Origin of the sequence: Sorangium sp. So ce394 (assembly GCF_051474665.1) — a bacterium.
Taxonomy (GTDB): domain Bacteria; phylum Myxococcota_A; class Polyangia; order Polyangiales; family Polyangiaceae; genus Sorangium; species Sorangium cellulosum_D.
Genome location: NZ_CP150339.1, coordinates 694966 through 721161, shown reverse-complemented (window position 1 = coordinate 721161; position 26196 = coordinate 694966). Strand labels below are relative to the sequence as shown.

General features: G+C 72.3%; 25 protein-coding genes and 2 tRNA genes. 11 read left to right on the top strand and 16 right to left on the bottom strand.

The annotated features are described in order from the left end of the window. On the top strand, positions 1-1248 hold the full coding sequence (locus WMF33_RS02730; protein WP_437335685.1) for a class I SAM-dependent rRNA methyltransferase: 1248 nt from the start codon (positions 1-3) through the stop codon (positions 1246-1248). Between the two features lie 183 nt (positions 1249-1431). Here the strand turns inward: WMF33_RS02730 and WMF33_RS02725 are convergent, their stop codons facing one another. After that, positions 1432-2604: a M20 family metallopeptidase gene (locus WMF33_RS02725; RefSeq protein ID WP_437335684.1), complete on the bottom strand. Its 1173-nt coding sequence runs from the start codon at positions 2602-2604 to the stop codon at positions 1432-1434. A 191-nt stretch (positions 2605-2795) separates the two neighbouring features. Between WMF33_RS02725 and argB the strand changes: the two genes are divergently transcribed. Further along, a complete protein-coding gene (gene argB / locus WMF33_RS02720) occupies positions 2796-3623 on the top strand; it encodes an acetylglutamate kinase (RefSeq protein WP_061627643.1) in 828 nt (275 codons plus the stop codon). Between the two features lie 58 nt (positions 3624-3681). Continuing rightward, complete coding sequence (locus WMF33_RS02715) at positions 3682-4149, top strand: hypothetical protein (protein ID WP_437335683.1); 468 nt, start codon at positions 3682-3684, stop codon at positions 4147-4149. On the opposite strand, the gene WMF33_RS02710 is transcribed toward WMF33_RS02715, so the two are convergent. Further along, positions 4110-4454, bottom strand: coding sequence for a hypothetical protein (locus WMF33_RS02710; protein ID WP_437335682.1), 345 nt, complete (start codon positions 4452-4454; stop codon positions 4110-4112). The genes WMF33_RS02715 and WMF33_RS02710 overlap by 40 nt on opposite strands. Before the next feature lie 227 nt (positions 4455-4681). Between WMF33_RS02710 and WMF33_RS02705 the strand changes: the two genes are divergently transcribed. Then, the gene (locus WMF33_RS02705; RefSeq protein WP_437335681.1) at positions 4682-6859 is read left to right on the top strand and encodes a hypothetical protein; all 2178 of its coding nucleotides are present in this window, start codon (positions 4682-4684) and stop codon (positions 6857-6859) included. A gap of 235 nt (positions 6860-7094) precedes the next feature. Further along, positions 7095-7167, top strand: a tRNA-Ala gene (locus tag WMF33_RS02700). 424 nt (positions 7168-7591) lie between these two features. Here the strand turns inward: WMF33_RS02700 and rd are convergent. Both rd and WMF33_RS02690 read right to left on the bottom strand, forming a co-directional pair. Beyond that, positions 7592-7756, bottom strand: a complete 165-nt coding sequence (gene rd / locus WMF33_RS02695; RefSeq protein ID WP_020732538.1) for a rubredoxin — start codon at positions 7754-7756, stop codon at positions 7592-7594. Between the two features lie 166 nt (positions 7757-7922). After that, on the bottom strand, positions 7923-8762 hold the full coding sequence (locus WMF33_RS02690; RefSeq protein ID WP_437335680.1) for an SDR family NAD(P)-dependent oxidoreductase: 840 nt from the start codon (positions 8760-8762) through the stop codon (positions 7923-7925). A gap of 389 nt (positions 8763-9151) precedes the next feature. Between WMF33_RS02690 and WMF33_RS02685 the strand changes: the two genes are divergently transcribed. From WMF33_RS02685 to WMF33_RS02665, 5 genes are all read left to right on the top strand, one after another. Beyond that, a complete protein-coding gene (locus tag WMF33_RS02685; RefSeq protein ID WP_437335679.1) occupies positions 9152-10258 on the top strand; it encodes a cytochrome-c peroxidase in 1107 nt (368 codons plus the stop codon). Positions 10259-10436: 178 nt separating this feature from the next. After that, complete coding sequence (locus tag WMF33_RS02680) at positions 10437-10763, top strand: hypothetical protein (RefSeq protein WP_437335678.1); 327 nt, start codon at positions 10437-10439, stop codon at positions 10761-10763. Positions 10764-11314: 551 nt separating this feature from the next. Continuing rightward, the gene (locus WMF33_RS02675) at positions 11315-12271 is read left to right on the top strand and encodes a hypothetical protein (protein ID WP_437335677.1); all 957 of its coding nucleotides are present in this window, start codon (positions 11315-11317) and stop codon (positions 12269-12271) included. Positions 12272-12677: 406 nt separating this feature from the next. Then, complete coding sequence (locus WMF33_RS02670; protein ID WP_437335676.1) at positions 12678-13745, top strand: metalloregulator ArsR/SmtB family transcription factor; 1068 nt, start codon at positions 12678-12680, stop codon at positions 13743-13745. Between the two features lie 80 nt (positions 13746-13825). Beyond that, positions 13826-14323 carry an SRPBCC family protein gene (locus WMF33_RS02665; protein ID WP_437335675.1) on the top strand — a complete coding sequence of 166 codons (498 nt, stop codon included), beginning with the start codon at positions 13826-13828 and terminating at the stop codon, positions 14321-14323. 9 nt (positions 14324-14332) lie between these two features. Here WMF33_RS02665 and WMF33_RS02660 read toward each other — a convergent pair whose 3' ends face one another. The 4 genes from WMF33_RS02660 to WMF33_RS02645 form a co-directional block, all read right to left on the bottom strand. Further along, on the bottom strand, positions 14333-14797 hold the full coding sequence (locus tag WMF33_RS02660) for a hypothetical protein (protein WP_437335674.1): 465 nt from the start codon (positions 14795-14797) through the stop codon (positions 14333-14335). After that, a complete protein-coding gene (locus WMF33_RS02655) occupies positions 14794-15153 on the bottom strand; it encodes a c-type cytochrome (protein ID WP_061625582.1) in 360 nt (119 codons plus the stop codon). The genes WMF33_RS02660 and WMF33_RS02655 overlap by 4 nt, the downstream gene beginning before the upstream one ends. 108 nt (positions 15154-15261) lie before the next feature. After that, the gene (locus WMF33_RS02650; protein ID WP_437335673.1) at positions 15262-17880 is read right to left on the bottom strand and encodes a penicillin-binding protein 1A; all 2619 of its coding nucleotides are present in this window, start codon (positions 17878-17880) and stop codon (positions 15262-15264) included. A gap of 128 nt (positions 17881-18008) precedes the next feature. Beyond that, positions 18009-19673 (bottom strand): hypothetical protein, encoded by a 1665-nt coding sequence (locus tag WMF33_RS02645; RefSeq protein WP_437335672.1) that lies wholly within the window; start codon positions 19671-19673, stop codon positions 18009-18011. Positions 19674-19958: 285 nt separating this feature from the next. Here WMF33_RS02645 and WMF33_RS02640 point away from each other — a divergent pair, with 285 nt between their 5' ends. Further along, complete coding sequence (locus WMF33_RS02640; RefSeq protein ID WP_437335671.1) at positions 19959-20369, top strand: SET domain-containing protein; 411 nt, start codon at positions 19959-19961, stop codon at positions 20367-20369. Here WMF33_RS02640 and WMF33_RS02635 read toward each other — a convergent pair. From WMF33_RS02635 to WMF33_RS02600, 8 genes are all read right to left on the bottom strand, one after another. Next, positions 20339-20842, bottom strand: a complete 504-nt coding sequence (locus tag WMF33_RS02635) for an N-acetyltransferase family protein (RefSeq protein WP_437335670.1) — start codon at positions 20840-20842, stop codon at positions 20339-20341. The two genes, WMF33_RS02640 and WMF33_RS02635, sit on opposite strands and share 31 nt — an antisense overlap. Positions 20843-20938: 96 nt before the next feature. Beyond that, positions 20939-21010, bottom strand: a tRNA-Cys gene (locus WMF33_RS02630). 222 nt (positions 21011-21232) lie between these two features. Next, a complete protein-coding gene (locus WMF33_RS02625) occupies positions 21233-21970 on the bottom strand; it encodes a hypothetical protein (protein WP_437335669.1) in 738 nt (245 codons plus the stop codon). Between the two features lie 150 nt (positions 21971-22120). Continuing rightward, positions 22121-23026, bottom strand: a complete 906-nt coding sequence (gene cysW / locus WMF33_RS02620) for a sulfate ABC transporter permease subunit CysW (protein ID WP_437335668.1) — start codon at positions 23024-23026, stop codon at positions 22121-22123. Next, positions 23026-23931 carry a sulfate ABC transporter permease subunit CysT gene (gene cysT, locus WMF33_RS02615; RefSeq protein ID WP_437335667.1) on the bottom strand — a complete coding sequence of 302 codons (906 nt, stop codon included), beginning with the start codon at positions 23929-23931 and terminating at the stop codon, positions 23026-23028. The genes cysW and cysT overlap by 1 nt, the downstream gene beginning before the upstream one ends. 6 nt (positions 23932-23937) lie before the next feature. Further along, entirely contained in the window at positions 23938-24966 is a 1029-nt protein-coding gene (locus WMF33_RS02610) for a sulfate ABC transporter substrate-binding protein (RefSeq protein ID WP_437335666.1), read from the bottom strand. A 17-nt stretch (positions 24967-24983) separates the two neighbouring features. After that, entirely contained in the window at positions 24984-25307 is a 324-nt protein-coding gene (locus WMF33_RS02605) for a DUF2325 domain-containing protein (RefSeq protein WP_437317733.1), read from the bottom strand. A 161-nt stretch (positions 25308-25468) separates the two neighbouring features. Continuing rightward, positions 25469-26161 carry a helix-turn-helix domain-containing protein gene (locus WMF33_RS02600; RefSeq protein ID WP_437335665.1) on the bottom strand — a complete coding sequence of 231 codons (693 nt, stop codon included), beginning with the start codon at positions 26159-26161 and terminating at the stop codon, positions 25469-25471. Positions 26162-26196 lie beyond the last annotated feature (35 nt).

Sequence of the window (26196 nt, the reverse complement as noted above, 5' to 3'; positions counted from 1 at the left end):
ATGCGGGTCCATCTCACCGCGACAGCCGCCGCCGCCGTCCGCCGCGGCCACCCGTGGGTGTACCGAGACGGCATCGCGGGCGGCGGCGGGCGCGCGACCGGCGCCGGGGATCGCCGGCGCGGGGAGCGCGCGCCTCGAGGTGGCGGCGGCGCCGCCGCGACGGGCGACGTGGTCGAGCTGTCGGCCGAGGGCGCGCAGTTCCTCGGGCGGGGGCTCTGGGACGCCGACTCGCCGATCGCCGTCCGCGTCTTCCAGCGCGCGCAGGCGCCGGCGCTCGACGAGCGCGCCATCGCGGAGCGGCTCGAGCGCGCCTTCGCCCTGCGCGACGGCTGGTTCGCCGGCCGCGACACGACGGCCTACCGCCTGTGCAACGGCGAGGGGGACCGGGTGCCCTCGCTGGTCATCGATCGGTACGACCGCGTCGCGGTGGTCCGCCTCGACGGCGGCATGCTCGCGCCGTGGCTCGACCGCCTGCTCCCGCACCTCGCCCGCGCGCTCGGCGCCCGCGGCGTGCGCTCGATCGGCCTGCGCGCGCGCGGGGAGGCCGCGGGCGGGGACGCGGACGGCAAGAAGCTCGCGCACGTGCACGGGCCGCCGCTGCCGGATCGCCTCTTCGTGCGGGAGACGGGGGTCGCGATGGAGGTCGATCTCGCGCGCGGGCAGAAGACGGGGGCGTTCCTCGACCAGCGCGACAACCGCGCGCGGGTGCGCGCGCTCGCGGCCGGTCGCCGGCGCGTGCTCAACCTGTTCAGCTACGCGGGCGGCTTCTCGGTGGCCGCGGCGCTCGGCGGCGCGGGGCGGGTCACCTCGGTGGACTCGGCGCCGGCCGCGCACGCGACCGCGCAGCGCACGTTCCGCGAGAACGGCGTCGATCCCGCGGCGCACGACTTCGTGACGGCGGACGCGTTCGACTTCCTCGAGAAGGCCCGCGCCCGCGGCGACCGGTACGATCTCGTCATCTCCGACCCGCCGAGCTTCGCGCCGAGCGAGCGCGCCAAGCCGCGCGCGCTCGGCGCCTACCGGCGGCTGCACGCCGCGGTCGCGCGCGTGCTCGATCGCGGCGGCGTGCTGTGCGCGGCGTCGTGCTCGAGCCACATCACGGCGGAGGACTTCCTGGCGACGCTCGACGACGCCACCCTGGAGCGGGACGATCTGCGGGTGCGGGCGATCCACGGCCAGCCCGAGGATCACCCGACGCTGCCGGCGTGGTGGGAGGGGCGGTACCTCAAGTTCGTGGTGCTGGAGTGAGCGTCGAGGAGCGCCGGAGCGCCGGAAGCGGCGGAGACTTTCACGACCGGCAAGAGCTGCGGTCTTACCGTGATCCTGTGTTGCGAATCCATCGAAGGAGAGATCCGGAGTCGTTCAGATAGGGAATCTCGGGGAGCCCCCACACGAGGTGCCTCGCTCCCTGCTCGCCCGCGCGCCCTCGCGCTACCTCATCGCCGAGGCGCGCCGCCCCAGCAGGAAGGCCGCCAGCGCCTCCGCCTTGGGCACGAGCGTCCCCACCTCGATGAGCTCGTCCTTCGTGTGAAAGCCGCTGCCCCGCGGCCCCAGGCCGTCGATGGACGGGATCCCGATCTCGGCCGTCGAGCTCGCGTCGGAGCCGCCGCCGATGAGCGGCGCCTCGGCGTCGCCGAGCCCCGCCGCCCGCGCGCAGGCCGCGTACTCCCGGTAAAGCGCCGCGCTCGCCTCGGTCCGCACGAGCGGCGACCGCGCGACATCGCCGTCCACGCGGGCCGACGTGCCAGGCACCTCGAGCGCCGCCTCGCGCGCCGCAGCGGCGAGCGCAGACAGGATCGCCTCGCCGTCCGCGAGGCTCACGAAGCGGAAATCGACCGCCGCCTCCGCCGCGTCGGGCACCGTGTTCCTCCCCTGCCCGCCGCTCACCTTGCCGACGTTGACCGTGACCCCACGCGCGTAGTCGGTGAGCCGCTGCGCGCGGTCGATGAAGCGGGCGAGCGCCCAGATGGCGTTCGCGCCCTGCTCGTGCGCGTTGCCGGCGTGCGCCGCCTTGCCCGTCGCCCGCACCGTCGCTCCACCCGTGCCCCTGCGCGCGGTGATGATCCTGTCCCCCTCGCGCCCCGCCTCGAACACGAGCGCGCACGCCGCGCCCGCGAGCTCGCGCTGCAGCAACGGGCGCCCCTCGGGCGACCCGACCTCCTCGTCCGACACGATCGCGAGCCGCACCGGGATCTCCGCCAGCGCGCCGAGCCGCTCGAGCGCCCGGAGCGCCTCGATCGCCACCACCAGCCCGCCCTTCATGTCGAGCACGCCGGGCCCGCGCGCGAGCTCCCCGTCCAGGCGGAAGCCCTCGAAGACGCCCGGGGGAAACACCGTGTCGAGGTGCCCGACGAGGGCGACGTGCCCCGCCGGCGACGCCTTCGCCGCCTCGCTCTCCACCACCCAGTGCGCCGCGAACCGCGCGCTCGGGAACCGGCGCACGGACAGGCCGGGGATCGTCGCGAGCTCGTCGGCGAGGACCTCGCCCACCGCGTCGCCGCCGCGCGGGTTGTCCGTGAACGAGTTGAGGTTCACCAGCCGCTCGAGGAGCGCGAGCATCGGCGCCGCGCGGCTGGACAGCGCCTGTCGAAGGGCCTGGATCACCGCGCCAGCATGCCACGGAAGCCCGGGCGCCGCCGCGCCGCGGAGGCCAGGGCGCCGCAGCGCCGCGGAGGCCAGGCGCCGCAGCGCCGCGGAAGCCAGGGCGCGCAGGGGACCGGCGACCTCTGCCCTGCCCGCTGCAGAAGTGATACGTGTCCGCCCATGAACCGTCCCAGAGCAACGCGGAGGCACCCGTGACAGCGTCGGAAGGCCCGCTCGTCATCAAGCTCGGCGGCGAGGTCGTGGGCAGCCCGGCCCTCGCCGTCCTCGCCAGCGATCTCGCGGCGCTCACCCGCGCCGGCGCGCGCGCGGTCGTCGTCCACGGCGGCGGAGCGCAGGCGACCCGGCTGCAGGAGCGCCTCGGCATCCCCGTCCGGCAGGTCGCCGGCCAGCGCGTCACCGACGCGGACACGCTCGACGTCATGAAGATGGTCGTCGCCGGCAAGCTCAACGTCGACCTCTGCGCCGCGCTCGTCGCCGCGGGCGCGCGGCCCGTCGGGCTCCACGGCGCGAGCGGGCCCGCCCTCTCGGCGGTCAAGCGCCCGCCCCAAGTCTACCGGAGCGCCGGCCCCGATCCGGTCGACCTCGGCCTCGTCGGCGACATCACGGGCGTCGACCGCGGGCTCCTCGAGCTGCTCGGGCGCGGCGGCTACGTGCCCGTGCTCGCCTGCCTCGGCGCCGGCGCGGACGGACAGGTCTACAACATCAACGCCGACACGGTCGCCAACCGCGTCGCCATCGAGCTCGGCGCCGCTGGGCTCTTCCTCGTGAGCGACGTGCCGGGCGTGCTGCGCGACGTCGCGGACCCCGCATCGCGCATCCCGAGCCTCACCGTCGCCGAGGGGCGCGCGCTCATCGCGAGCGGCGCCGTCACCCGCGGGATGATCCCGAAGCTCGAGGAGTCGTTCGCCGCGCTCGCGGAGGGCGTCCGCCGCATCCACATCCTCGGGCGGCTCCGCCCGGGCGATCTCGAGCGCGAGGCGAGCGCGCCCGGGTCGATCGGCACCGTGCTCGTGCCCTGAGGACCGCGGCCGGCCTCGCCCCGACCGGCCGCGCGCCGTATGCTCCTGGCCATCCTCGATGATGGACGCCGTCCGCTCCGCGATCTCGTTCGTGCATGCGCATCGCGAGCAGATCGCGATCGGGGCGGGCGTGGGCGCCGTCAGCTTCGTCGCGGGCACGGCGCTCGTCGCGTTCGTGCTCGTCCGTCTGCCCGAGGACTACCTGCAGAAGCAGGAGGACGAGCCGTTCCTGCAAGGGCGCCCCGCCTGGATGCGCGCGTCGGCGCGCGTCGGGAAGAACCTGCTCGGCGTCGTCGCCGTGGCGCTCGGGATCCTGCTCTCGCTGCCCGGCATTCCCGGCCCGGGCGCGCTGGTGATCCTGATCGGCGTGATGCTCCTCGACATCCCTGGCAAGCGGCGGCTGGAGCGGCGTTTCCTCGGGGCGCCGAAGATGCGGTCGGTCGCCGATCGCGTGCGCGCCCGCTTCGGCCGCCCGCCGCTGCGCGTTCAGCCGGACTCCCGCCGCTCCTCGCCCGGCAAGGCCTGAGCGCCCGCTTCGCCCGGCGAGCCCTGGGCTGCGGCCGCCGGCAGGCCCGGAGCGGCCGGCAGGCCCGCGGCGGCCGACAAGCCCGGAGCGGCCGCCTCGACCGGCGCGGCCGACGCGACCGGAGCGCCCGCGGCCGCCGGCCCGCCCCGACGGGCCCCCGCGCGCAGCCGGAAGTGCCAGGCGAAGAGCGCCGCCGCGAGCGCGAGCGCGAGCCCCGCCGAGACCCACTCGCGCGGCGCGAGCAGGAGGCAACCGGCCAGGAAGGCGCAGGCCGCGAGCGCAAGGCGCTCTTCCGCGTCGGGCATCGGGGGCACCTCCCCTCCCGTTACCGCCCCGCGCCGCGCGCATCAAGCGCGCCGCGCCGCCGCCGCGTGAGCCCGGGCGCATCGAGCGCGCCGCGCGAGGCGACCAGGGCCCCGGCGCGCCCGCGCGTCGCGACCTTGGTCGCCTCGTGCGGCGCCCGCGCGGTTGCGGTAGGTAGGAACCGACAGCGGCGAGCGCTCCGCTCGCGCAGCACCGATCTCGACGCCTTATGAACGCAAACGACGAGCGCGACGAGCGCGGGCCCGAGGGCGCGCTCCGGGACGAGGACCCCAGCGGGAGCCACGCGGCCGGCCGGAAGGCCGACGCCGAGGGGAGCTCCGGCGCAGGCGAGGGCGCGCCCGCGGGCGGCGCCGCGCGCGACGAGGAGCAGGGCGGCGCCGCGGCGGACGACGGCGCCGCGGCGGACGACGGCGCCGCGGCGGACGACGACGACGCCGAGGGCGAGCCGGAGGCGGCTCCCCCGCCGCGCGGGCCATCGATGTGGGACATCCTCCGGGACAGCTTCTTCACGTTCGATCGGCGGACGCTCGGCTTCACGCGCATCCTGCTCGGCTTCTTCCTGATCGGCGACCTGTTCCGCCGCACGTGGGCGTGGAACGACATGTTCGCGGACATCGGCGTCCTGCCGAACCACGTGAACCTCTGGCGCCCGCAGGGCAGCGGGAACTTCTCGCTCGTCAACGCCTTCTCCACGCCGGGCGAGCTCGCGGTCCTCTGGGTCGTGATCTTCGCGACCTACGTCTGCCTGCTCATCGGCTGGAAGACGAAGCTCATGCAGGTGCTCTCGCTCGTGTTCGTCACGAGCATGAACGGGCGCGTCCTGCTCATCGAGAACGGCGGCTACGTCGTCCACAACCTGCTCCTGCTCTGGACGTGCTTCCTGCCGCTCGGCGATCGCTTCTCGCTCGACGCGCTCCTCGCGTCGATGAAGCGGAGCCGCGAGCGGACCGCCGACGATCTCAACGACCGCACCGCCGTCGACGACCCGCTCAAGCCGAACGACTTCGTGACCCTCGTCGGGCCCATCCTGCTGATCCAGATCGCGGCGATCTACTTCTTCAACGTGGTGCACAAGACCGGCCCCGCCTGGAAGAACGGGACCGCGATCCACTACGTGCTCTACGTCGACCGGATGGTGACGCCGATCGTGGCGGACATCCGCGACTACGCGCCGAACTTTGTCATCCTGTTCATGACGAAGATGGTGATCGCGTTCGAGGCGGCCATGCCGGTGTGCCTCCTCTCGCCGCTCGGCCGCGTGTGGGCCCGGCGGCTCGCGCTCGTGATGATGAACGTGCTCCACGTCGGCTTCGGCACGACGTTCGTGCTGGGGCCGTTCGCGTGGGCGCTCTGCGTGTTCTCGACGCTCCTCTTCGGCCGCGAGGACTGGGAGATCGCCGCGCGCACGATGCGTCGCGCGCACCGGGCCCGCGTCGTGCTGTTCGACCCGCGGTCGCCGGGCGCCGTCCTCGCCTGCCGCGTGCTGAAGCGGATGGACCGGTTCGGGCTGCTGACGTTCGAGGCGTCGAGCTCCGCGGCGCACGGGCTCGCGGCGCGTCGCCCCGACGGCAACGGGGTCGAGGGCGCCCTGGCGCTCGCGGACCTCGTCGCGGCGATCCCGCTCGGCCCCGCGGTCGCGTGGGCGTTCCGCCTGCCGCTCGTGCGCGACGCGGTCACGGCGGCGATGGCGGCGGCGCACCGCCGCAGCCTGGGCCGGGCGCTCGGCGTGCGGGTCCCGGAGCGCTCGGAGGTCGCGCCCCCGCCGGCGCCGCTCCGGCTCGCCGGCCGGAAGGGGCTCGTCGCGCTGCGCGAGATCGGCGCGCTCGTGATGTTCGTCGGCGCCGTGAACCAGGCGGCGGTCGAGCTCTGGGTCATCAAGAACCGCTGGAAGGTGCCGCACCCCGAGGAGACGCGCGTCCTCGCGCAGAAGCTCCGGTTCCTCCAGGGCTGGTTCATGTTCTCGCCCAACCCGGTGATGGACGACGGGACGATCGTGGTCGACGCCGTCACGGTCGACGGCCGCCACATCGATCCTTTCACGGGCGAGCCGCCGAACTTCGACCTCCTGAACGCGAAGAGCTTCGCGTACACCCAGATCTGGTGCGACTACTTCGCCCGCATCAAGCTGCCGGCGAACACCTCGTACCGCGACGCGATGAAGGAGTACATGTACCGCTACCCCGAGCGCACGGGGCGGCCCGAGGACGCGATCGTCTCGGGGGACGTGTACTGGGTGAAGGACTGGAACCCGAAGTGGGGGAGCACCCAGAGCTACGGGGAGGAGCGCGAGCGGCTCTTCTCCTTCCAGAACCCGAAGGCCCAGGCGCGCGCGCAGGCCGAGCCGCCCGGCGAGCCCGCGCAGACGGACCAGAGCCCGGCCAACTAGGCGTCGCTCGCGACGCAGGCCCCGCGAGGGTTGCGCGAGAGGTGGTGCCGAGCTCCCCCGCCGAGGGCCTCCCCTCCTCCGGAACCAGAAACGAGCCCGGACGACGAGGAGGAAGAGGCCGGAGAAGGCGCACGGGGTCGCCGCTCAGGCAAGGCGCGGCGACCCCGGACAGAAAACCGCTTTCTTCGCTTGACAGCCGCGCCCAGGCGGGTAGAGTCCGCGCTCTCGAAAGCGAGGGCCTGTAGCTCAGTTGGGAGAGCGCTAGAATCGCACTCTAGAGGTCGCAGGTTCGATCCCTGTCAGGTCCACCCTCGAATTCGCTCGATTCTCTTTCTTAGCAGTTCTTCTTTCCACCCTCGGTATCGTCGCTAGCGGGCGCGCACCGAGCTTGCGCCGCGGTTGGCTCCACGGCACCGCGCTGCGCCGTCCTCACGCACGGCGGCGTGCCTCTCGGCCGCCGCAGGACGCATCTCGCTCGCCGCGGCGTACTTCGGTCACCGCGGAGCGCTCCCGCGCGCTGCTTGCCGCGCTCGCCGCGGCGTGCCGAGCGCACCGCGAGAGCGCTGCGGCTGGCCCATCCGAGGCGCCGAGCTCGCCCGACCCGAGATCGATCACGCGGCCGCGCGCGGACGGTGTCGCGACAACACGGGGGCACGGCGGGCGGACCATCGATGTGCCCGCCCGCGCCTCCGTGTCACCCGCCCCGCCGCGGCACCGGGCGGGGCAGCGCGCTCAGTCCTCGATCGGCTCGAAGTCCGCCTTGGTCGCGCCGCACTCCGGGCAAGCCCAGCTGTCGGGCAGGTGCTCGAACAGAGTCCCCGGCGCAATGCCGCTGTCGGGGTCGCCGACCGCCGGGTCGTAGATGAAATCGCAGACCAGGCACCGATATTTCTTCATCCGTGGTTCTCCTCAGGGGCTTGGCGAGCCGCGCACGACGCTACCACAAGGGCTATCGCCCCGGAGATGAACCTGGCGCGCCGCGCCGCGCGGCGCGACGGCCGGCCCAGCGGCGCTCCGTTCTGCGTCCTGCGTCTTCCGCGCGCGGACGCGGCGGCGATCCGCCTCAGGGAGGCGCCGGAGCGCCGCGCACGGCGAGCTGCTTCTTGCGCAGCATGCGCGCGATCGGCCGGTAGACGAGCCGCAGCAGCCAGCGGGGGCAGAGGACGCCGAGGTAGACGACGAACCACGCCACCACCCCGGGCACGACGAGCGCGCGACCGCGGTCCACCGCGCGGACGAGGGAGCGCGCGCAGCGCTCCGGGGAGATCGACAGGAGCAGAGGGGGCTCGAGGCCGGTGAAATTGCCGGCCATCTCCGTGAACTCGGTCTGCACCGGCCCGGGACAGACCTGCGTCACCCGCACGCCGGTGCCGGCCAGATCGAGGCGGAGGCCCTCGGTAAAGCTCGTGACGAAGTGCTTCGTGCCGATGTACGCGGCCATCCCCGGCCCGAACGTGAGCCCGAAGCCGGAGCTCACGTTCGCGATCACGCCGCGCCCGCGCGACACCATCGGGCCGACGAGCCGGTGCGTGAGGTACGCGAGGCTCGTCACGTTCAGCGCGATCATCTGCTCGGTGCGCGACCACGCCGAGAGATCGAACAGGCTGAGATCGCCGAAGCCGGCGTTGTTGACGAGGACGTCGACCCCCCCGACCTCGGCCGCGACGGCGAGGAGCATCGCGTCGACCGCCGCCCGATCGGTGACGTCGCAGCCGAAGACGAGCACGGCGAGCCCTGGACGCGCCGCGGCGAGCTCGGCGCGCAGCGCCTCCAGGCGATCCCTGCGGCGCGCCACCAGCACGAGCGCCCGGGCGCGGCCGGCGACCTCCCGCGCCAGCGCGCGGCCGATGCCCGACGACGCGCCGGTGATGAGCACGACCCCGCTGTCGATCGGCGATTGCACGGCCGCAAGGGTTGCCCAGCGCGCCCGGGCCGCGCAAGGGCCCCGAGGCCGAGCGCCGTCGCCACCTCCCCCGGATCGCCCGCCGCGGCCCGCGTCCGCTGCGCCGCGCCGGCGGGCGCGCCCCGCGATCGCCTGGATAAATCGGATGAAACGGAAATGCGCACCTCGGGGGAGATGGACGCGAAGGCAGCACCTCAGCGCCCATTGCGCTACCCTCGAGACCCGGAGTCGCAACCTGGCGGTAACACGCACCGCGTCGCCGGGCGCCCCGCGCGACCGCGCAGCGCGCCTCGGCCGACGGTCGCGGCGGCGGCGCGGCTGAGGCGCGCGTTGACGTGGCAGGCGGCTCTATCTACCGTGGACTTCGTCCTCACGAGCCAGGAGACATCATGCGTTCGCCCTCATCTCTCGTCTGTGTGCTCCTCGTCGCCGCCGGCCTCGGCGCCTGCGAACGATCCGCGGAGTACGAGTATCAGGCCCCCCCGGCCTCGACCACGGCAAAGCCCTCGACGACGGGCGACGTGAAGCCGCTCGTCTTCAATCCGGACGACGTCAAGTCCTTCAAGGTCCTGCCCGCCAAATTCGAGTACGACAAGAACCCGATCACCGATGAGAAGGTGACCCTGGGCAGGATGCTCTGGTACGAGACACGCCTCTCGAAGAACCACGATATCTCCTGCAACTCATGTCATGACCTGTCCAACTACGGCGTGGACAACAAGAACTTCTCCTCCGGGCACAAGGGCCAGCTCGGCGGCCGCAACTCGCCTTCGGCCTACAACGCGGGCCACCACATCGCCCAGTTCTGGGACGGCCGCGCGGCCACCCTCGAGGACCAGGCCAAGGGGCCTATCCTGAACCCCGTCGAGATGGCCATGCCCGACGAGAAGCGGGTCATCACGACGCTCAAGTCGATCCCCGAGTACGTGAAGCTCTTCAAGTCGGCCTTCCCCGACGACAAGGAGCCGATCACCTACGACAACATGGCCAAGGCGATCGGCGCGTTCGAGCGCGGCCTGGTCACGCCGTCGCGCTTCGACAAGTACCTCGACGGCGACGACAAGGCCCTCACCGCCGAGGAGAAGGCCGGGTTCCACAAGTTCATCTCGCTCGGCTGCCCGACCTGCCACACGGGCGTCGCCGTCGGCGGCTCGACGTTCCAGAAGCTCGGCCTCGTGAAGGAGTACGCCGGCCTCAAGGACAACGGGCGCTTCGACGCCACGAAGGACGAGAAGGACAAGTTCTTCTTCCGCGTCCCGAGCCTCAGGAACATCGAGAAGACCTTCCCCTATTTCCACGACGGCTCGATCGCGACGCTCGACGAGACCGTGACCAAGATGGCGTGGCACCAGCTCGGCGTGGAGGCCAAGCCCGAGGAGGTGAAGGCGATCGTCTCCTTCCTCAAGGCGCTCACCGGCGAGCTCCCGACCGAGTACATCAAGAAGCCCGAGCTGCCCGCGAGCACGCCCGCGACGCCCAAGGCCGACCCGTCGTGAGCGGCGCGCCGATCCGGTAGCGCCGACCGGGCCGATCGGGTCGGCTCCGCCCCCTCGGCTGAGCACGGGCGCCGGCGACGAGGGGTGATCCGCGCCCGCTCCTGAGAACGGAGCGGGCGCCTCCGCGGACGGCGCTCCCGAGGCGCGCGAGAGGCGCGACGCGCGGGCGCTCGTCGTCGTGCGCGAGCGCTTCGACGGCGCGGGCGTCGCCTTCCCCGTCGCGGCGCCCGACGCCGCGAGCTTCGGCCGCGACGAGGACGTCCTCGTCGCGCAGCAGCTCTTCCTGCGCGAGCATGCGGCGCGCGCCCAGCCCGAGGCGCTCTCCCGGCTCTCGTTCCCGGAGGGGACCGAGCTCCTGTCCGTGGAGATCCCCGTCTGGCGCGACGATCTGCTGCGCGAGCTGCGGAGCGAGACGCCAGTGAGCTCCCCGTGCGTCGTGGTGTCCGCCGGCGAGCGGGCGGCGCGCGGTGCGCCCCAGAGCGCGCAGGCGGCGCGCGACGCGTGAGCGCTCGTGCCGAGCCTCGGCCACGCGTTCTACGTCGAGGCCGGCGAGCCGATCGCGCCGGCGATCCGGCACGAGGTGCGCCGGCTGCTCGCCTCGCAGGCGCTGTCGACGTGGGAGCACCTGGGGCTCCTGCCCGGGAGCGCGCACCGCTTGGAGATCGAGCGAGGGCGCGGCCGATCGCCTGATCCGCGGGATCGACGGCGCGGGCGACCTGCTCACACAGCGCGTGCGCGAGCAGCCGCTCTGCGTGCGCCTGCTCGACGAGATCGAGAAGGCCCACCGGGCCGTATTCGCTCTCTTGCCCGCCTGACGGCGCAGCGCCTGAGCCGGCGTCGCGGGCTCTCCGAGGCGGGCCATCCACCTTTACGGGCATCACCACTCGTTCGTTCGAGAATCCGCTGCTGCCTTCACCGATTTCTCCGATAGAAATCGCTCGCTACCTCCACGATTTCTCGTGCAGCGCTCTGTAGACCAATGCATGAGCCGCGCTGGCCGCGCGTCGCGCACACCAGCGCGTGCGATGGCCTGCATCGAGAGGGGATGTTGGTCCCATGCGCGAACGCTCCGACCAGTTCATCAAGAGTCTGCTGCGCGACGCGCTCCGGCGCATGGCGGAGTCGGACACCGAGGTCGAGGTCGCCGCGGCCACCCAGCGGATCGACGTCTGGTGTGTGCCCGATCCGGCGCGCGAGGCGGTGCGGCGCGAGCTTGGAGTGCTGGGCGAGCTGGCGGCCGGGCCATGTATGTTCGAGGTCTTCCGCAACACCCCGGGCCTGCGGCACATGCGCGATTGCCTGCGCAAGCAGCTCGCGTGGCATCACGAGCTGGAGCGGCGGGCGCGGACCGCGCCCGATCGGATCGAGGCCCCGCCGGCATCTCGCAACGAGGTGCCTTTCCCGTGGCTCATCGTCGTCAGCACGGGACGGCCGGAGACGGTGCTCGACGGGTTCGGCTGCCAGGCGCTGAGCCCGGGTGTGTACGGTCCGGCGCCAGCGCTGCACGTGCGCGTCGTGGTGCTCTCCGAGCTGCCGCGCACGCGCAGCACGCTCATCCTGCGGCTGATGGGAGCACGCTGGGTGCTGCGCGAGGCGCTGCAGGACCTGATGGCGCTGCCGGAGGACGCCTGGGAGCGGAGCGTCGCCCTGCCGCTTTTGGTACACTTCGGCTACGAGATCCCCGGGCAGCTCCCGGAAGACGTGGAGGATGACGTCATCATGGAGATCCAGGAGTGGTTCAAGAGCTACCAGGCGGAGCAGCGGCAGCTCGGCCTGGACGAGGGCAAGCGGCTCGGCCTGGACGAGGGCAAGCGGCTCGGCCTGGACGAGGGCAAGCGGCTGGCGCTGGAGCGGCTGTTCGAGAAGCGGCTCGGCAGGGCGATGACGGACGACGAGCGCAGCACCCTGGCCGAGAGGTTGGCGCGGCTCGGGGAAGAGCGTCTGGATGAGGTGGTCTTGACCCTGGACGGCGAGACTCTCGCGGCATGGCTCGCGAACCCAGAGGGGCGCTGACGCTCCGCCGCCTTCGGAAGAACGCCTCCGCGGTGGCCGGTTGCGCAGCCCGCTGCACTCGCCGCCGTGCACTTCACGATCCCGCTCTTCGAACGCCGCACCACGAACGTCGAGGGCGTGACGCTCGGCTTCGGCCCGAGCACGCGATCGCGGGCGGGGCTTCGCCGACGCGTCGCTCGCGCGGAGCCTGTCGCAGGCGCTCGCGCCGCTGTGGCTGCTCAGGATGAGCCGGGAAGACGTGGCGTGAGCGTGGCGTGACGCGCAGCGCCCGCGGGGCCCGCCCGCCGGCGGCGAGCCCGCCGGCGTCCGCCGGCGTGGCGCGACCGCGCCCGTCGCGCCCAGCGAGACTGATTCGACATCCGTCGAAACAGATTGACCAGGCGCGGGCGCTCGCTATTCTGATTCGATGACTGTCGAACCAGATCCTGCGGGGCCCACGCCGGGTGCTGCGGGCGCTGCGGGCGCCCTGAGCGTCGAGGAGCGCATCGGCGTGCTCAAGGCGCTCGCCGACGCCTCGCGGCTCCAGGTGGTGAGCGCCCTGATCGAGCGGCCTCACTGCGCCGAGGAGCTGGCCGAGCGGCTGGGGCGCGCGCCGTCCACCGTGTCGTTCCACCTGCGGAAGCTCGACGAGGCGGGCCTCGTGACGAAGCGCAAGACCCAGTATTACCTGGTCTATGCCCTGCGCGCCGATCTGCTCGATCTGCGGCTGAGGGAGCTCGCCGCGCTGCCGCGCGCCGAGGGCGGCCCGGAGCAGCGCCGCGTGGAGCGATCGCGGAACAAGGTGACGCGCGCCTACTTCCGCGACGGCGCGCTGGTCCAGCTGCCGAAGCAATGGCGCAAGCGGCGCATCGTGCTCGAGCAGTTCGTCGGCAAGTTCCAGGCGGGCCGGCGCTACCGCGAGCGCGAGGTGAACGAGATCATCCAGACCCTGTATCCCGACCACTGCACCATCCGGCGCCTGCTCGTGGACGAGGGGTACATGGCGCGCGACGGCCAGCGCTACTGGCTGATCGAGCAGGAAGCGAAGGCGCCCGAGACACGGAGCGAGGCCCCGGAGCCGGGGAAGGAGCCCCCCGCGACCGGCAAGCCCATCCAGGGAGCGAGCAGGATGGAAACGCGCAAGGAGCTGAAGCGGAAGTACCTCGAGACCCCCAAGCAGGCGGGCATCTTCCAGGTGAAGAACACGGCGAACGGCAAGGTCTTGCTCGGCAGCAGCACGAACCTCCACGGGCCGCTCAACAAGCACCGTTTCATGCTGTCGATCGGCGCTCACACGAACCAGGAGCTCCAGCGCGACTGGAAGGAGCACGGCGCCGAGGCCTTCACGTTCGAGGTGCTCGAGGTCGTGCAGACCAAGGACGATCCAAGCTTCTCGTTGACCGACGAGCTCACCTTGCTGGAGCAGATCTGGCTGGAGAAGCTGTCGCCGCTCCACCCGCGCGGCTACAACAGGGACACGAAGATCCGCGAGTGACGACGGCCGCGGCGCTTTCGGCCGCTCCCGCCGTGCTACGGTGACCGCGCCGGTTTCCCCGGGAGAAAGCGAGGGTCCCCGTGCTGTACATCCAGGAGAGCATCCGCATCGAGGCGCCGATCGAGGTGGCGTGGGCGTGGATGAGCGATCTCGAGCGCCTCATGCAGGTGAACGAGTTCCACGTCGCGGTGCGCTTCGAGACCGACGTGCGCCGGGGCAAGGGGACGCGCGTGCTCATCGATCACTCGTTCTTCGGCAGCGCCCCCGAGGCGCGCGGCGCGCGGGTGACCCACTGGGAAGAGGGCGCGGGGATCGGCTGGGTCGAGACGGATCTCAAGGCGCCGAAGAGCGCCTTCCCGCACTCCTCGCAGTACCGGCTGAAGCCGCTGCCCGGCGGCGCCACGCTCGTCACGGACGAGCTGCGCGGCTCGCTCAACCTCCCCGTCCTGGGGAAGGTCGCCGACCGGCTGCTGCGGGACGTGTTCGCGTCGAGGATCGTCCGGCGCGAGTGCGCGACCCTGAAGGCGCGCATCGAGGAGTTCGCGGCCGGCTGGAAGGCCGGGAGAGCGGCGGCGTAGCGCTGCGGCTCAGAACCGGAACAGCGGGCGGCCGTAGGGCAGGAACGGCCAGGGGATGGCGGCGAGCACGAGGAGCAGCGAGAACAGGACGCCGAGCGCGATGCGCCGGTGCCGCACCGTGGGGTCCTCGGCCCGCTTCGCCCGGGCCGAGGCGACGTGGGCGACCGCCACCGCCACGATCATCAGGAAGACGTGCTCGACGGCGAAGAAGCGCAGCGCGGCGACGGGCATCGCGGCCTTCAGCGCGGCCAGCGAGGTGGGCCGCAGCGGGCTGAGCACGACGTAGAGCAGGAGGCCGAGGAGGAGCTGGGCGTCGAGCGCGCCGACGAACGCGGCGCTCGCCTTGCGATCCGCCGGGGTCCACGGCTTCCGCTGGGTCCAGCCCTGGACCGATCGCACGAGCGCGAGGAGCCCGAGCAGCAGGACGGCCCAGCGCAGCCACGAGTGCACGACGAGGACGAACGAATAGATCATGGAGCCTGCTTTCCGGCCGCGGTGCCGGCCTCGATGATGTACTGCGCCACGTCGGCGAGGTCCGACTCGCGGACCCCGCGGAAGCTGGGCATCGGCGGGACGTCGGCGCGCTTGCGGCCCGGGGCCACGGCCCATCGGACGATGCCCGCGGGATCGGTCGCGTAGAGGGCCGCCATCTCGCTGAGCGGCGGGCCGACCAGCTTGGCCGCGGGGGCGTGGCAGGACGCGCAGAGCGTGGAGAAGAGGGCCTTGCCCTTCGCGGCCTGCGGCGAGAGCGCGACCCCCTCGTCGGGAGCCGGCCCCTTGCACGCGGCCACGAGCAAGAGCAGGGCGGCGAGGATCGGCGACCGTGTCATGCGGCGAGCGGGAACATAGCGCGACCGCGCGCCGAAGGAACGCGACGTCGTGACGCAGGGCTCGCCGGGGCGCCGGGCGGCTGGCCAGCCCGGCGGCGCGGGCGACGGTCACTGCGGTTTGAACAGGTCCAGGATCCCCTGCCCGATCGCGGACGGGTCGGGCAGGGCCACCCCGGTCGGCTCGGTGCCCTCGAGGAACACCTCCTCGACGGCGTTCTCCTGGCCGGGCATCGCGAGCGCGCCCGTCTCCGGGTCGATGGGGAGGCGCACGATCCCGAGCGGCTCCGGGAAGTCGGTCGCCGGCCGCCCCGCGTGCGCCTTGTCCATGAACGCGATGAACGCCGGCAGGGCGGCGCTGCTGCCCACCTCGCCGCCGCCGAGCGGCGTGGCGTCGTCGAAGCCGGTCCACACGGCGCACGCGATGTCGGTCGAGTAGCCGACGAACCAGGCGTCCTTCGCGTCGTTCGTCGTGCCCGTCTTGCCCGCGATCGGCCGGCGCAGCGAGAGCGCCTGCTTCGCCGTGCCGACCTTCACGACCGACGTGAGCAGGTCCGTCGTGACGTACGCCTCCGCCGCGGTCATCGCCGGCCGCGGCGGCGGGCGCGCCGGCAAGGGCAGCGCCTCGCCGCGCGGGCCCATGATCTTCGTCACGAGGACGGGCTCCTGGACCACGCCGCCCGCCGCGAACGTCGCGTAGGCGCCCGCCATCTCGCGCGGCGTCACCTCGTAGGCGCCGAGCGCGAGCGACAGGTCGGCGCCGAGCTTCGACGCGATCCCGAGCTCGCGCGCCCACGCGACCACGGCCTCGGGGCCCAGGTCCCGGAGCGCCGCCACCGCGGCGACGTTCACGCTGTGGGCGAGCGCCTCGCGCAGGCGCTTCGGGCTCTGCCCCTCGCTCTCGTCGTAGTTGCCGGGCTTGTAGCCCTCGAGCGCCGCCGGGTTCGTCTCGAGCATCGACGCGGCCGTGAGCTTCCGCGCGTGGATGCCGTAGCCGTAGACGATGGCCTTGAACGTCGACCCCGGCTGCCGGTGCGCGTGGCTCGCCCGATCGAGCCCGCCGCGCGCGCCCTCGTAGCCGCCGACGAGCGCGACGATCTCGCGCGTGCGCGCGTCGAGCGCGACGAGCGCGCCCTGCGGGCCGAGGTCGAGCCGCAGCTTGCCGGCGTCGGGCTCGCCCGCGAAGCGCACGCGCAGCACCTTGCCGACCTCGGCGAAGCGGCTCGGCGGGAGCCCGCGCGGGTTGTACCGGCGCTCGCTCCGCAGGTCGACGGTCCCCTGCGCCGCGCCCACGCGGATCGCGAGCGTGCCGCGCGCGTCGTCGGCGCCCGTCACCACGCCGAGGTAGGCGCGGTTCTGATCCCTGGGGGCGCCCTGGAACGGCGCCGGATCGCCCTTCTTTCGGGCGAACGGCGCGACGAGGCCGTGGCGCGCGGCGTAGGCGTCGAGGTTCTGGCGCACGGCCGCGCGCGCCGCGGCCTGCATCTTCGGGTCGATCGACGTCACGACCGTGTAGCCGCCGTACCTGGCCTCGGGCCCGACCGCCTTGCGCAGCGCGCGCTCGGCCTCGGCCAGGACCTCGGGCGCGAGCTCGTCCGAGTGCTCCGGCTCGGGGGCGAGGCGGATCGGCTCGGCGAGGGCGGCGTCGACCTGGGCGGCCGGCACGAAGCGCTTCTCGCGCATCTGGCCGAGCACGAAGGCGCGGCGCTTCTCGGCGCGCTCCTTGTTCACGCGCGGCGAGTAGATGGAGGGCCCCTTCACGATGCCCGCGAGGAGCGCCGCCTCGGCGAGCGTCACCTGGCGGACGCTCTTGCCGAAGTAGAACCGCGCCGCCTCCTCGACCCCGTATCGCCCGTGGCCGAAGTAGATGTGGTTCAGGTAGAGCTCGAGGATCTGGTCCTTCGTGAGCTCCTGCTCGATGCGGCGGGCGAGGAGGAGCTCGCGCATCTTGCGGTCCAGCGTGCGCTCGTGCGTGAGCAGCACATTCTTCACGACCTGCTGGGTGATGGTGCTGCCGCCCTGGCGCGCCTCCGCGGAGCGCAGGTTGACGAGCAGCGCGCGGAGCATGCCGAGGTAGTTGAGCCCGTCGTGCTTGTAGAACCTGGCGTCCTCGGCCGCGAGCGCCGCGAGGCTCATCACCGGCGGGATCTCGGTGACGGGCACGAGCGTCCGGCGCTCGACGAAGAGCTCGCCGAGCACCGTGCCGTCGCGCGCGAGGAACCGCGTCACCTGCGGCGGGTTGTAATTTTTCAGCTCCGCTGTGGTCGGCAGGTCGGCTTCGTAGCGCCGGACGACGAGGAAGAACGCGATCACCGCGGCGGCGAGGAGGCCGGCGAAGGCGATCGCGAGCCGCTTGCCCCAGCGGAGAAGCTGCGGCCGGAGCGGCGGCCTGGGACCGGCGCCGCGGGGCTTCCGCTGGAGGATCCTGCCGAGCGCCGCGACGGCCGCGCGAAGCGCCGCGGCGACCCGCGCCGGCGGCGGAGGCACGGCCGGCGGCGGAGGCACGGCCGGCGGCGGAGGCACGCCCAGGGGCGGCGACGGCGGTGGAGGCACGGCCAGGGGCGGCGACGGCGGCGGCGCGGGGCGCTGCGGCGACCAGAGCCGCGTCGGCGCGCGCTCGCTCGGCGTCGGATCGGAGCTCGCCGCGCCTGCGTCGTACGGCAGCGTGGGCTCCAGCGGCGCCGACGGGGCGCTCGGCCCTGGTCGGGGGCCTTGCGCCTCGGGCAGCACGGCGGGTCGTCGCGGGGGATCCGAGGCCATGCGTCAGCGCGCCGGAGCCCGCAGCGCGCTCGCGTCGCGGGTGAGGTGTTCCGGCCGAGCCACGGTATCACGGGCCCGGGCGCCGCGAGCGCCGACGATCACTGGATGTTCCACTTGTAGCTCGTCCGCTTGCCCTCGATGGACGTGCCGGCGAGCAGCGCCGTGTCGATCGCCACGAACGTGTCCGAAGGCACGGTGTTCCGCAGCCACGGGCCGAGCCCCTCGTTCTTGATGGGGCCGCGCTGCCGGTAGACGATCGAGTACCCCTTGCGCTCGAGGATCGCCTCCACCCCACGGCCGCTGTGGTCGAACACGATGTCCGGACGGCGGGTGCCGCAGCGCTGGTCGATCATCGCCTGCTTGTCGAAGTAGGTGCGGAAGTTGAGCACCATCCCGATGCGGCGTCGGCTGAGGATGCCGGGCGGCAGGCAGGTCAGGAAATCGCGCGTCGCGAGGGAGCACGTGTCGATGAACTCCGCTGATCCGTAATGCTCCTTGAAGACGTGGTAGGCCGTCATGCCCGCCTGCGACGACATCACCACGAAGCGGTGATCCGGCTTCTTGGCCTTGATCTCCCGCATGGCGTCCAGGACGACATCGGTGATGGTCGTGTCGCGGAGGTGCGGTTTGTTCGCGAGCTCGAACCAGGAGTAGTCGCGGTCCCCGACGCGCGCCTTGAGCGCCTCGCGCAGGCCGAAGGTCGACCAGATCGGCCGGCCGGACGACCTCGAGTCGGCGAGCGCGACGACGCCGACCAGGTTCACCGCGACGAGCGGCACGAGCGCGATGTGCACGCGGCGCGCGCTGCCCAGGGTCGCGGAGAGGCCGACCATGGTGACGACGACCAGGAGGGGGAGCGCGTGCGAGAGGAAGCGCCCGCCGGTCATCCAGTCGCCGCCCGTCAGGACGATGAAGGCCACGTAGGCGACGGCGAACGCCGCCGACAGGACGGCGGCGTAACACGGCTCTTCGCGGAGCGCCGCCCGCGCGATCTGGACGATGCCCACGGCGACGCCCGCGATGAGCCAGAGCCCGGTCGGATAGAGGTTGGCCCAGAGGTAGGACAGGCCATCGGCGACGTCGATCCCGGCGGCCTTGGAGTAGACCGGGTTCGGGAAGAAGGCGCCGAAGTAGAGCCGCCGCGCGCCGAAGAGGAGCGCGACCTCGGCGCCCGCGACCGCGCAGGCGACGAGCGCCGTCCGCGCCTCGCGCAGGCGGCCTGCGGCGCGATCGGCCCAGCGCGCCCGGAGGAGGGCGTAGGCGAGCGCGGCGGCGAGGACGCACGCGAGCACGAGGGGGCTCTCGGGGCGCGCGCACAGGAAGAGGAGCGCGGCGCCGGCGAAGCGGAGCAGGGCGCGCCGACCGGGCGCCGCGAGGTAGCCGTCGAGCTCGAGGACGAGCCACACCGCCGCGGCGGCGACGAGCGTGCTCTCGAGGCCGCCGAAGCCCCAGTAGATGAACCACGAGGCCGTCGCGACGAGCAGCTCGGCGCCGCGCGGGGCCGCCGGGACGGCCGCGCGCGCGAGCCGCGCGGTGAGCGCGATCGCGGCGGCGCCGGCCGCGATCGACGTGAGCGGGCCGAGGGTCGGCAGCGACACGCGCGTGACGGCGCCGAGCAGCGCGAGCAGGAGCACGTGGGCCAGGCTGGAGCTCTGCTCCACGCGCTCGCCGTTGTAATTGAGGATCTGGCCGTGCTCCTTGAGGGTGTGCGCGGCCCAGTAGGTGATGTGGCTGTCGTCGTGTCCCGGCGCGGAGAAGAGCACGAATCCAAGCAGTACGAAGGCGGCGATCGCGGCGATCACCACGGCGGAACCGCGCGGCAGGCGTCTCATGCGGCGCCGAGTGTAGTTCAGCGCGTGAGAAATCCCGCCAGGGATCGCTGACGTACCGAGCTAGCGGCGGCCGGGCATCCGGCGGGCGGGACCAGCGCGGCGCGCCGCCGGAGATCCTGCCCGATGTGCGCGCCGGCACAGCGCGGCTCGCCGGCGCCCTCGCGGCGGGGCGATGTCCCGCCGCGGCGGGGCGTGGTAGCGTCCGCGGCGCCCGCCATGACCGATCAGGAAATCGACGCCCTCATCGCCGAGAACCAGTTCCATCCGAACGTCGTCTGGCGCCGCATCCCCGGCAAGGGCCGCGGGGTCTTCGCTCGCCGGTTCTTGCCGAAGGGCGCCGTCGTCGAGTGGGCCGCCGTCAGCTGCTTCCCGGCGTCGGATCTGAAGACCGAGGAGCACCGCGACTGTCAGGCGCTCCATCACGTGTTCACGTGGGGACAGGAGCCCGGGCGGGAGAAGGCGTATGCGTGGGGGCTGCTCGCGCTGTACAACCACTCGTCGACGCCCAACATCGAGATGAACGACGGTCCGGTGCCGGACTCGATGGCTGCCATCGCGCTCCGCGACATCCACGAGGGCGAGGAGCTCTGCTTCGACTACGGGTACACCTGGTTCGAGCCTCGCTGATCCGCGAGCGTGAGCACCATGGTGAGCGACGCGCCGTTCCGGCCCACCTCGACGAACCCGAGGCGCCGGTACAGCCGCAGCGCGGGGTTGTCCGGCGAGACGCTGAGCGAGATGGCCGGGTAGCGGTTCCGAGCCTCCTCCAGCAGGGAGGTCAGCAGCCGGGTGCCCAGCCCTCGCCCCCGGTGATGGGGCAGGAGCGCGATGGAGAGCTCCGGGGTCTCGTCGTCGACATGGCCGTACCCTCGCAGCGCGCCGGTGAGCCGCCGGAGCCAGGCGGCGCCAGCGACCTCGCCTTCCTGGAGCGCCACGACGCCCAGATCGTCCCGCTGTCCCCAGCCTTGCACGTACCTGGAGAGCTCGGGCCGGTGCACGATGTCCCGCGGGGGCGGCGGGCTGCCTTCCGGGACGTGGATGGCCTGGTAGAGCATCTCCCAGAGCAAGGGCTCGTCGGCCGGGGTCAGGAGACGGATCATGAGCCTTCCGAGGATACCGGCGCTCGCGCTCCAGCGTGGCCCATCGCTCTCCCCTGGGGCCGTTTCAGCGCTCGGGCCGGACTTTCGTCCTTGCGGAGGTGAGGACGGGATTCGAACCCGCGTATAACGGTTTTGCAAACCGTTGCCTAACCACTTGGCTACCTCACCGACTGTTCGAAGCGGCGGGAGGTCATGCCTCACTTCTGCCCAGCTGTCAACGCCTTTACCGCGCCCCACCAGCATTTACGTATGCGTCCGAGCCGCCTCGACGGGAGTCCCGCCGCGGGGCGGGGGCCCAGCGCGCGCCGTGCGCTCCCCGCCCCGCTCCGCCCTCCCTCCGCCCTCCCCCCTCCGCCGGCCGCTGCGCCGCTGCGTTCCGGAGAGCGCCCCTTACTCCTCCTGCCCCCTCCGCCGCGCTCTCCGTGCCGCTCGCGCCGCTCGCGCGCTCGCCCGCTTCGCCCGTACCCGCGCCCCGAGCACCCGCCCGAGGTAGCTGCCCCAGTAGGTCCAAAGCCGCGTCGACTGGAGCAACCCGGTCGGCACGATCCCCTTCCCCGCCTGGAACGGGTTGAAGCGCAGGGTGTTCTGGTCGATGTCCACCGGCTCGTACAGCTCGATATCGGCCACCGCCATCCAGCGCGCCCGCGCTCCTCTGCGACGGACCTCGAGCCGCAGCAGCGCGAGCCCCACCGCAGCCGAACGCTCCAGCCTCTCCAGGCGATTGCCCTTCACGGTCGACGGGCGCAGCGGTATCAGCCGGAACTCCGCGCGACCGAAGCCCTCCACGTCGAACGGCAGCTGCGCGTAATAGTGGTTGTCCAGGAAATCACGCGTCTTCGTCGTGAAGACCGCGATCGGAAGCAGCCACAGGCGCCGCGCGCTCAAGAAGATGAGATCCTGATCGCCGGCGCTCGCCGCCGGCGTCACCTCCTGGCTGTCCCGGAAGCGCACCGCGATCCCCAGGACGTCCGGACGGCGCTCGACCTTCGCGCTCCGCCATCGCCAGATCCCGCCCGACAGCCGCACGAGCGCCGGCCCCCCGAGCCGCTGCGCCAGCGCGCCGACCTCGCCCTCCACCGCGAGCGGCTTCACCCCCGCGCAGTAGACCACGCCGTCCGGGTGGAACAACCTCGCTCCCCGGAGAAGGCTGCCTTGCCAGGCGATGGGAGACAGGACTCCCCCGATCGCACGCCCAATCGTTTCCAAGAACCGCATCGTGCCCCCCTCGCTCGAACCTGGAGCGCCAGGGGGGCCCATCGCAAGCCGGGCGCAGCCCCGTCAGCCCGCGCCGGCCTTCGCCGTCTCGTCCAGCTCCGGGCCGGTCTCGCGCTGCGCCCGGTGCTCGATCAGGCGCTTCACCACGAGCGTGAAGAGCGCGAGCAGGACGAGCAGCGAGGCGACGGCGAACGCCGCCGAGAAGTGGAACTCGTTGTAGAGCACCTCGACGTGCAGCGGCATCGTGTTGGTCTGACCCCGGATATGGCCGGAGACGACCGACACCGCGCCGAACTCGCCCATCGCCCTCGCGTTGCAGAGCACCACCCCGTAGAGCAGACCCCACTTCGCGTTGGGCAGGGTGATGCGGAAGAACATGCTCCACCCGCTCGCGCCCAGCGACAGCGCCGCGTGCTCCTCGTCCGCCCCCTGGCTCTCCAGGAACGGGATGAGCTCGCGCGCGACGAAGGGGAACGTCACGAACGTCGTCGCCAGGATGATCCCGGGGCGATCGAAGATCACCTGGATGTCGTGATCGAGGAGCCAGGGGCCGATCACCCCTTGCGCCCCGAACAGGAGCACGAAGATCATGCCGGAGATCACCGGCGAGACCGCGAACGGCAGGTCGATCAGCGTGACCAGCAGGCTCTTGCCGGTGAACTCGAAGCGCGCGATCGCCCAGGCCGCGGCCACGCCGAAGACCAGGTTGAGCGGCACCGCGATGAGCGCGGTCGTGAGCGTCAGCTGGATCGCGGCCACGGCGTCCGGCGCGGTGATCGCCCGCCAGTAGCCCGAGAGGCCGTCCTTCAGCGCCTCGATGAACACCGCCACGACCGGCAGGAAGAGGAAGAACCCGAGGAACGCGAGCGCCGCCGCCGTGAGCGCCCAGCGCACCGGCGCGGGCTCGGAGGTCGCGCCGCGCACCGCCCCGCGCGTCCTCACCCGCAGCTTGCCCGCCGCGCCCGCCATTACGGCGCGACCCCGGGCGCGCCGGCCCCCGCGGCCCCGGCGGGCGCCGCGCGCGGCGCCTCGACCGGGCTCCGCGACGAGACGCGCGAGCCGCTCCAGCGCTGGAGTCGGTTGATCACGAACAGGAGCACGAAGGAGCAGATCAGCATCAGGAGCGCGAGCGCCGTCGCCCCCGCATAGTCGTACTGCTCGAGCTTCGTCATGATGACGAGCGGCATGATCTCGGTCTTGAGCGGCATGTTCCCCGAGATGAACACGACCGAGCCGTACTCGCCGAACGCCCTCGCGAACGACATCGCGAACCCGGTGAGGATCGAGGGCCAGAGCGCCGGCAGGAGGATCCGGCGGAAGATCTCGAAGCGGCCCGCGCCGAGCGACGCCGCCGCCTCTTCCTGATCGACCTCGAGCTCCTCCATCACCGGCTGGACCGTCCGCACGACGAACGGGAGCCCCACGAAGGTGAGCGCGATGACCACGCCGAGGCGGCTGAACGCGCTCTGGATCCCGAGCGGGTAGAGGAACTGGCCGACCCACCCCTGCTGCGCGTAGATGGCCGTGAGCGCGATGCCCCCGACCGCCGTCGGCAACGCGAACGGCAGATCGACGAGCGCGTCGACGATCGACTTGCCCGGGAAGCTGTAGCGCACGAGCACCCACGCCACGAGCACGCCGAAGACCGCGTTGATGCCCGCCGCGATGAGCGACGCGGAGAAGCTGATCTTCAAGGAGGCGATGGCGCGCGGAGACGTCACCACATCCCAGATCTCGCCGGGCCCCAGCGTCGCTGTCTTGAGGAAGATCATCGACAGCGGGACGAGCACGAGCAGCGACAGGTACGTTACCGTAATCCCCATCGCGAGCCCGAAGCCGGGCAGAACGCTCTGTCGCCGCCAGAGGAGAGCCACAGAAATTTACTTGCCGGCCTGGTAGATCTGGTCGAAGACGCCGCCGTCGGAGAAGTGCGCCTTCTGGGCTTTCTGCCACCCGCCGAACACCTCGTCAATCGAGAAGAGCGCGACCTTCTGGAAGACGCCCTCCGACTCGGCCGCCGCGAGGACCGCCGGATGACGCGGACGGTAGAAGTGCTTCACCGCGATGCGCTGCCCCTCCTCCGTGTAGAGGAAGTTGAGGTAAGCCTCCGCCGCCGCCCGCGTCCCGCGCTTGTCGACGACCTTGTCGACCACCGCGACAGGAGGCTCGGCGAGGATGCTGATCGACGGCACGACCACCTCGAACTTCTCCTTACCGTTCTGCCCGCTCTGCTTCACCGCGAGCAGCGCCTCGTTCTCCCAGGCGATCAGGACGTCGCCGAGCCCGCGCTCGACGAACGTCGTGGTCGAGCCGCGCGCGCCGGTGTCGAGGACGGGCACGTTCTTGAACAGGCGGCCGACGAACTCCTTCGCCTTGGCCTCGTCGCCGCCCGTCCGCTTCAGCTCGTACCCCCACGCGGCGAGGTAGTTCCACCGCGCGCCGCCGGAGGTCTTCGGGTTCGGCGTGATGACCGCGACGCCCTCCTTCACGAGATCGTCCCAGTCCTTGATGCCCTTCGGGTTGCCCGCGCGCACCAGGAAGACGATGGTCGAGGTGTAAGGAGCGCTGTTGTCCTTGAGGCGCGCCTGCCACCCCTCCTTGAGGCGACCGCTCGGCACGAGCGCGTCGACGTCATAGGCCAGCGCGAGCGTGACCACGTCCGCCTCGAGCCCGTCGATCACCGACCGGGCCTGCTTGCCCGAGCCGCCGTGCGACTGCTTGATGGTGATGTCCTGCCCGCCCTGCTCCTTCCAGCGCTTCGCGAAGGCGGCGTTCACCTCCTCGTAGAGCTCGCGCGTGGGGTCATACGAGACGTTCAGCAGCTGCACCGGGCCCGATTTGCTCGCCTCGCTCTTCGAGCACCCGGCCAGCGCAAGCACGCAGCAGAGCACCATGATCAAGCATCGCATCGCTCGTCCTTACTCCCTCATCCGGTCGCCAGATACCGCGCTTCCCGCTGCGCGAGCGCGTCGAGGAGCTGCTGGAAGCGCGACGCGCCGACGCGGCGGGCCATGAAGGCTGCCCGGCCGAGCTTCTGGCAGAGCTTCTTGGCGAGCAGCACGCCGCCGTGGCTGTTCACGTCGGTCAGCACGATGACGAGGTCGGCCCGCTCGATGGCCGCCCGCATCTCGGCCGCCCCGCGGCCCCCCGTGTTGCCCGTGTGAAACTCCAGACGGTGCCCGGCCTGCAACGCCATCCGCTCCAGCTGCGCCTGGTTGCGATCCAACCCCCCGATCCAGGTGATCCGCATCGCGCCGACTCCTTGCTACCAGCAGCGGGCTCCCGCCGCTATAACGGACATATCTCACGCTACAGCAGAGGGCGCAAGCGGAATCTGACAATATAACGGAGGACACGTCTTGGATACCGGAGGGACACGTGGCGGCCGGGGTCCGGAAACGGTGGGGGGGGCTACCCGCGCGAGCCGTAGGTCATGACGAGGTACATGACGGCCTCGGTGCCGCCCAGGTTGCGGTAGCTGTGGGGGCTGTCGGCCTCGAACAGGATGGCGTCGCCGGTCTCGAGGACGCGCCGCTCGCCGGACACGGTGATCTCCACCGAGCCCTCCGTGACGATCAGGTTCTCCGAGGTGCCGGGGGCGTGCGCGTCGGCGTGCTCCACGGAGCGCGGCGCGAGGCGGAGCTCGTAGAACTCCACGTTGCGCGGCCGATCCATCGGGAAGAGCGCCCGGGAGGAGAAGTCGCCGTTGCGCGAGCGGAGGATGCGCGCGTGCGAGGCCTGCATCACGGTCGTGACCGGCGAGGTCGCCTGGCTCATCAGCGCCGAGAACGGGACCCCGAGGGCGCGCGCGATCTTCCAGAGGACGTTGATGGTCGGCGTGCTCTGGCCCAGCTCGATCTGCCCGAGCATCGCCCGGCTCACCCCGGACGCCTTGGCCAGGCGCTCGAGCGACAGGCCGCGCTCGGCCCGGAACCGCTTCAGGTTGGTGGCGACGACCGGCGTGAGGTCCGAGGACTCGTCGAGCGCGAGGTCGTCCCCGCCCGGCTCGCTCGCCGGGGGCGGGGGCGGCGGCGGCGGCTCGGCGGTCGCCGCTCGCGCGGATGGCTGGGCTCTGCGTGCCTTCACTGGAAGCGTATCCGCCATGGTGGAGGCCGCGCGTCAAGCAAGCGAGCGCGGAC

Coding starts and splice junctions, on each gene's coding strand:
- WMF33_RS02730 (WP_437335685.1), top strand. CDS start 1: ATGCGGGTCCATCTCACCGCGACAGCCGCCGCCGCCGTCCGCCGCGGC.
- WMF33_RS02715 (WP_437335683.1), top strand. CDS start 3,682: ATGATGGACGCCGTCCGCTCCGCGATCTCGTTCGTGCATGCGCATCGC.
- WMF33_RS02710 (WP_437335682.1), bottom strand. CDS start 4,454: ATGCCCGACGCGGAAGAGCGCCTTGCGCTCGCGGCCTGCGCCTTCCTG.
- WMF33_RS02705 (WP_437335681.1), top strand. CDS start 4,682: ATGAACGCAAACGACGAGCGCGACGAGCGCGGGCCCGAGGGCGCGCTC.
- rd (WP_020732538.1), bottom strand. CDS start 7,756: ATGAAGAAATATCGGTGCCTGGTCTGCGATTTCATCTACGACCCGGCG.
- WMF33_RS02685 (WP_437335679.1), top strand. CDS start 9,152: ATGCGTTCGCCCTCATCTCTCGTCTGTGTGCTCCTCGTCGCCGCCGGC.
- WMF33_RS02675 (WP_437335677.1), top strand. CDS start 11,315: ATGCGCGAACGCTCCGACCAGTTCATCAAGAGTCTGCTGCGCGACGCG.
- WMF33_RS02670 (WP_437335676.1), top strand. CDS start 12,678: ATGACTGTCGAACCAGATCCTGCGGGGCCCACGCCGGGTGCTGCGGGC.
- WMF33_RS02660 (WP_437335674.1), bottom strand. CDS start 14,797: ATGATCTATTCGTTCGTCCTCGTCGTGCACTCGTGGCTGCGCTGGGCC.
- WMF33_RS02655 (WP_061625582.1), bottom strand. CDS start 15,153: ATGACACGGTCGCCGATCCTCGCCGCCCTGCTCTTGCTCGTGGCCGCG.
- WMF33_RS02640 (WP_437335671.1), top strand. CDS start 19,959: ATGACCGATCAGGAAATCGACGCCCTCATCGCCGAGAACCAGTTCCAT.
- WMF33_RS02635 (WP_437335670.1), bottom strand. CDS start 20,842: ATGATCCGTCTCCTGACCCCGGCCGACGAGCCCTTGCTCTGGGAGATG.
- cysW (WP_437335668.1), bottom strand. CDS start 23,026: ATGGCGGGCGCGGCGGGCAAGCTGCGGGTGAGGACGCGCGGGGCGGTG.
- WMF33_RS02610 (WP_437335666.1), bottom strand. CDS start 24,966: ATGCGATGCTTGATCATGGTGCTCTGCTGCGTGCTTGCGCTGGCCGGG.
- WMF33_RS02605 (WP_437317733.1), bottom strand. CDS start 25,307: ATGCGGATCACCTGGATCGGGGGGTTGGATCGCAACCAGGCGCAGCTG.
- WMF33_RS02600 (WP_437335665.1), bottom strand. CDS start 26,161: ATGGCGGATACGCTTCCAGTGAAGGCACGCAGAGCCCAGCCATCCGCG.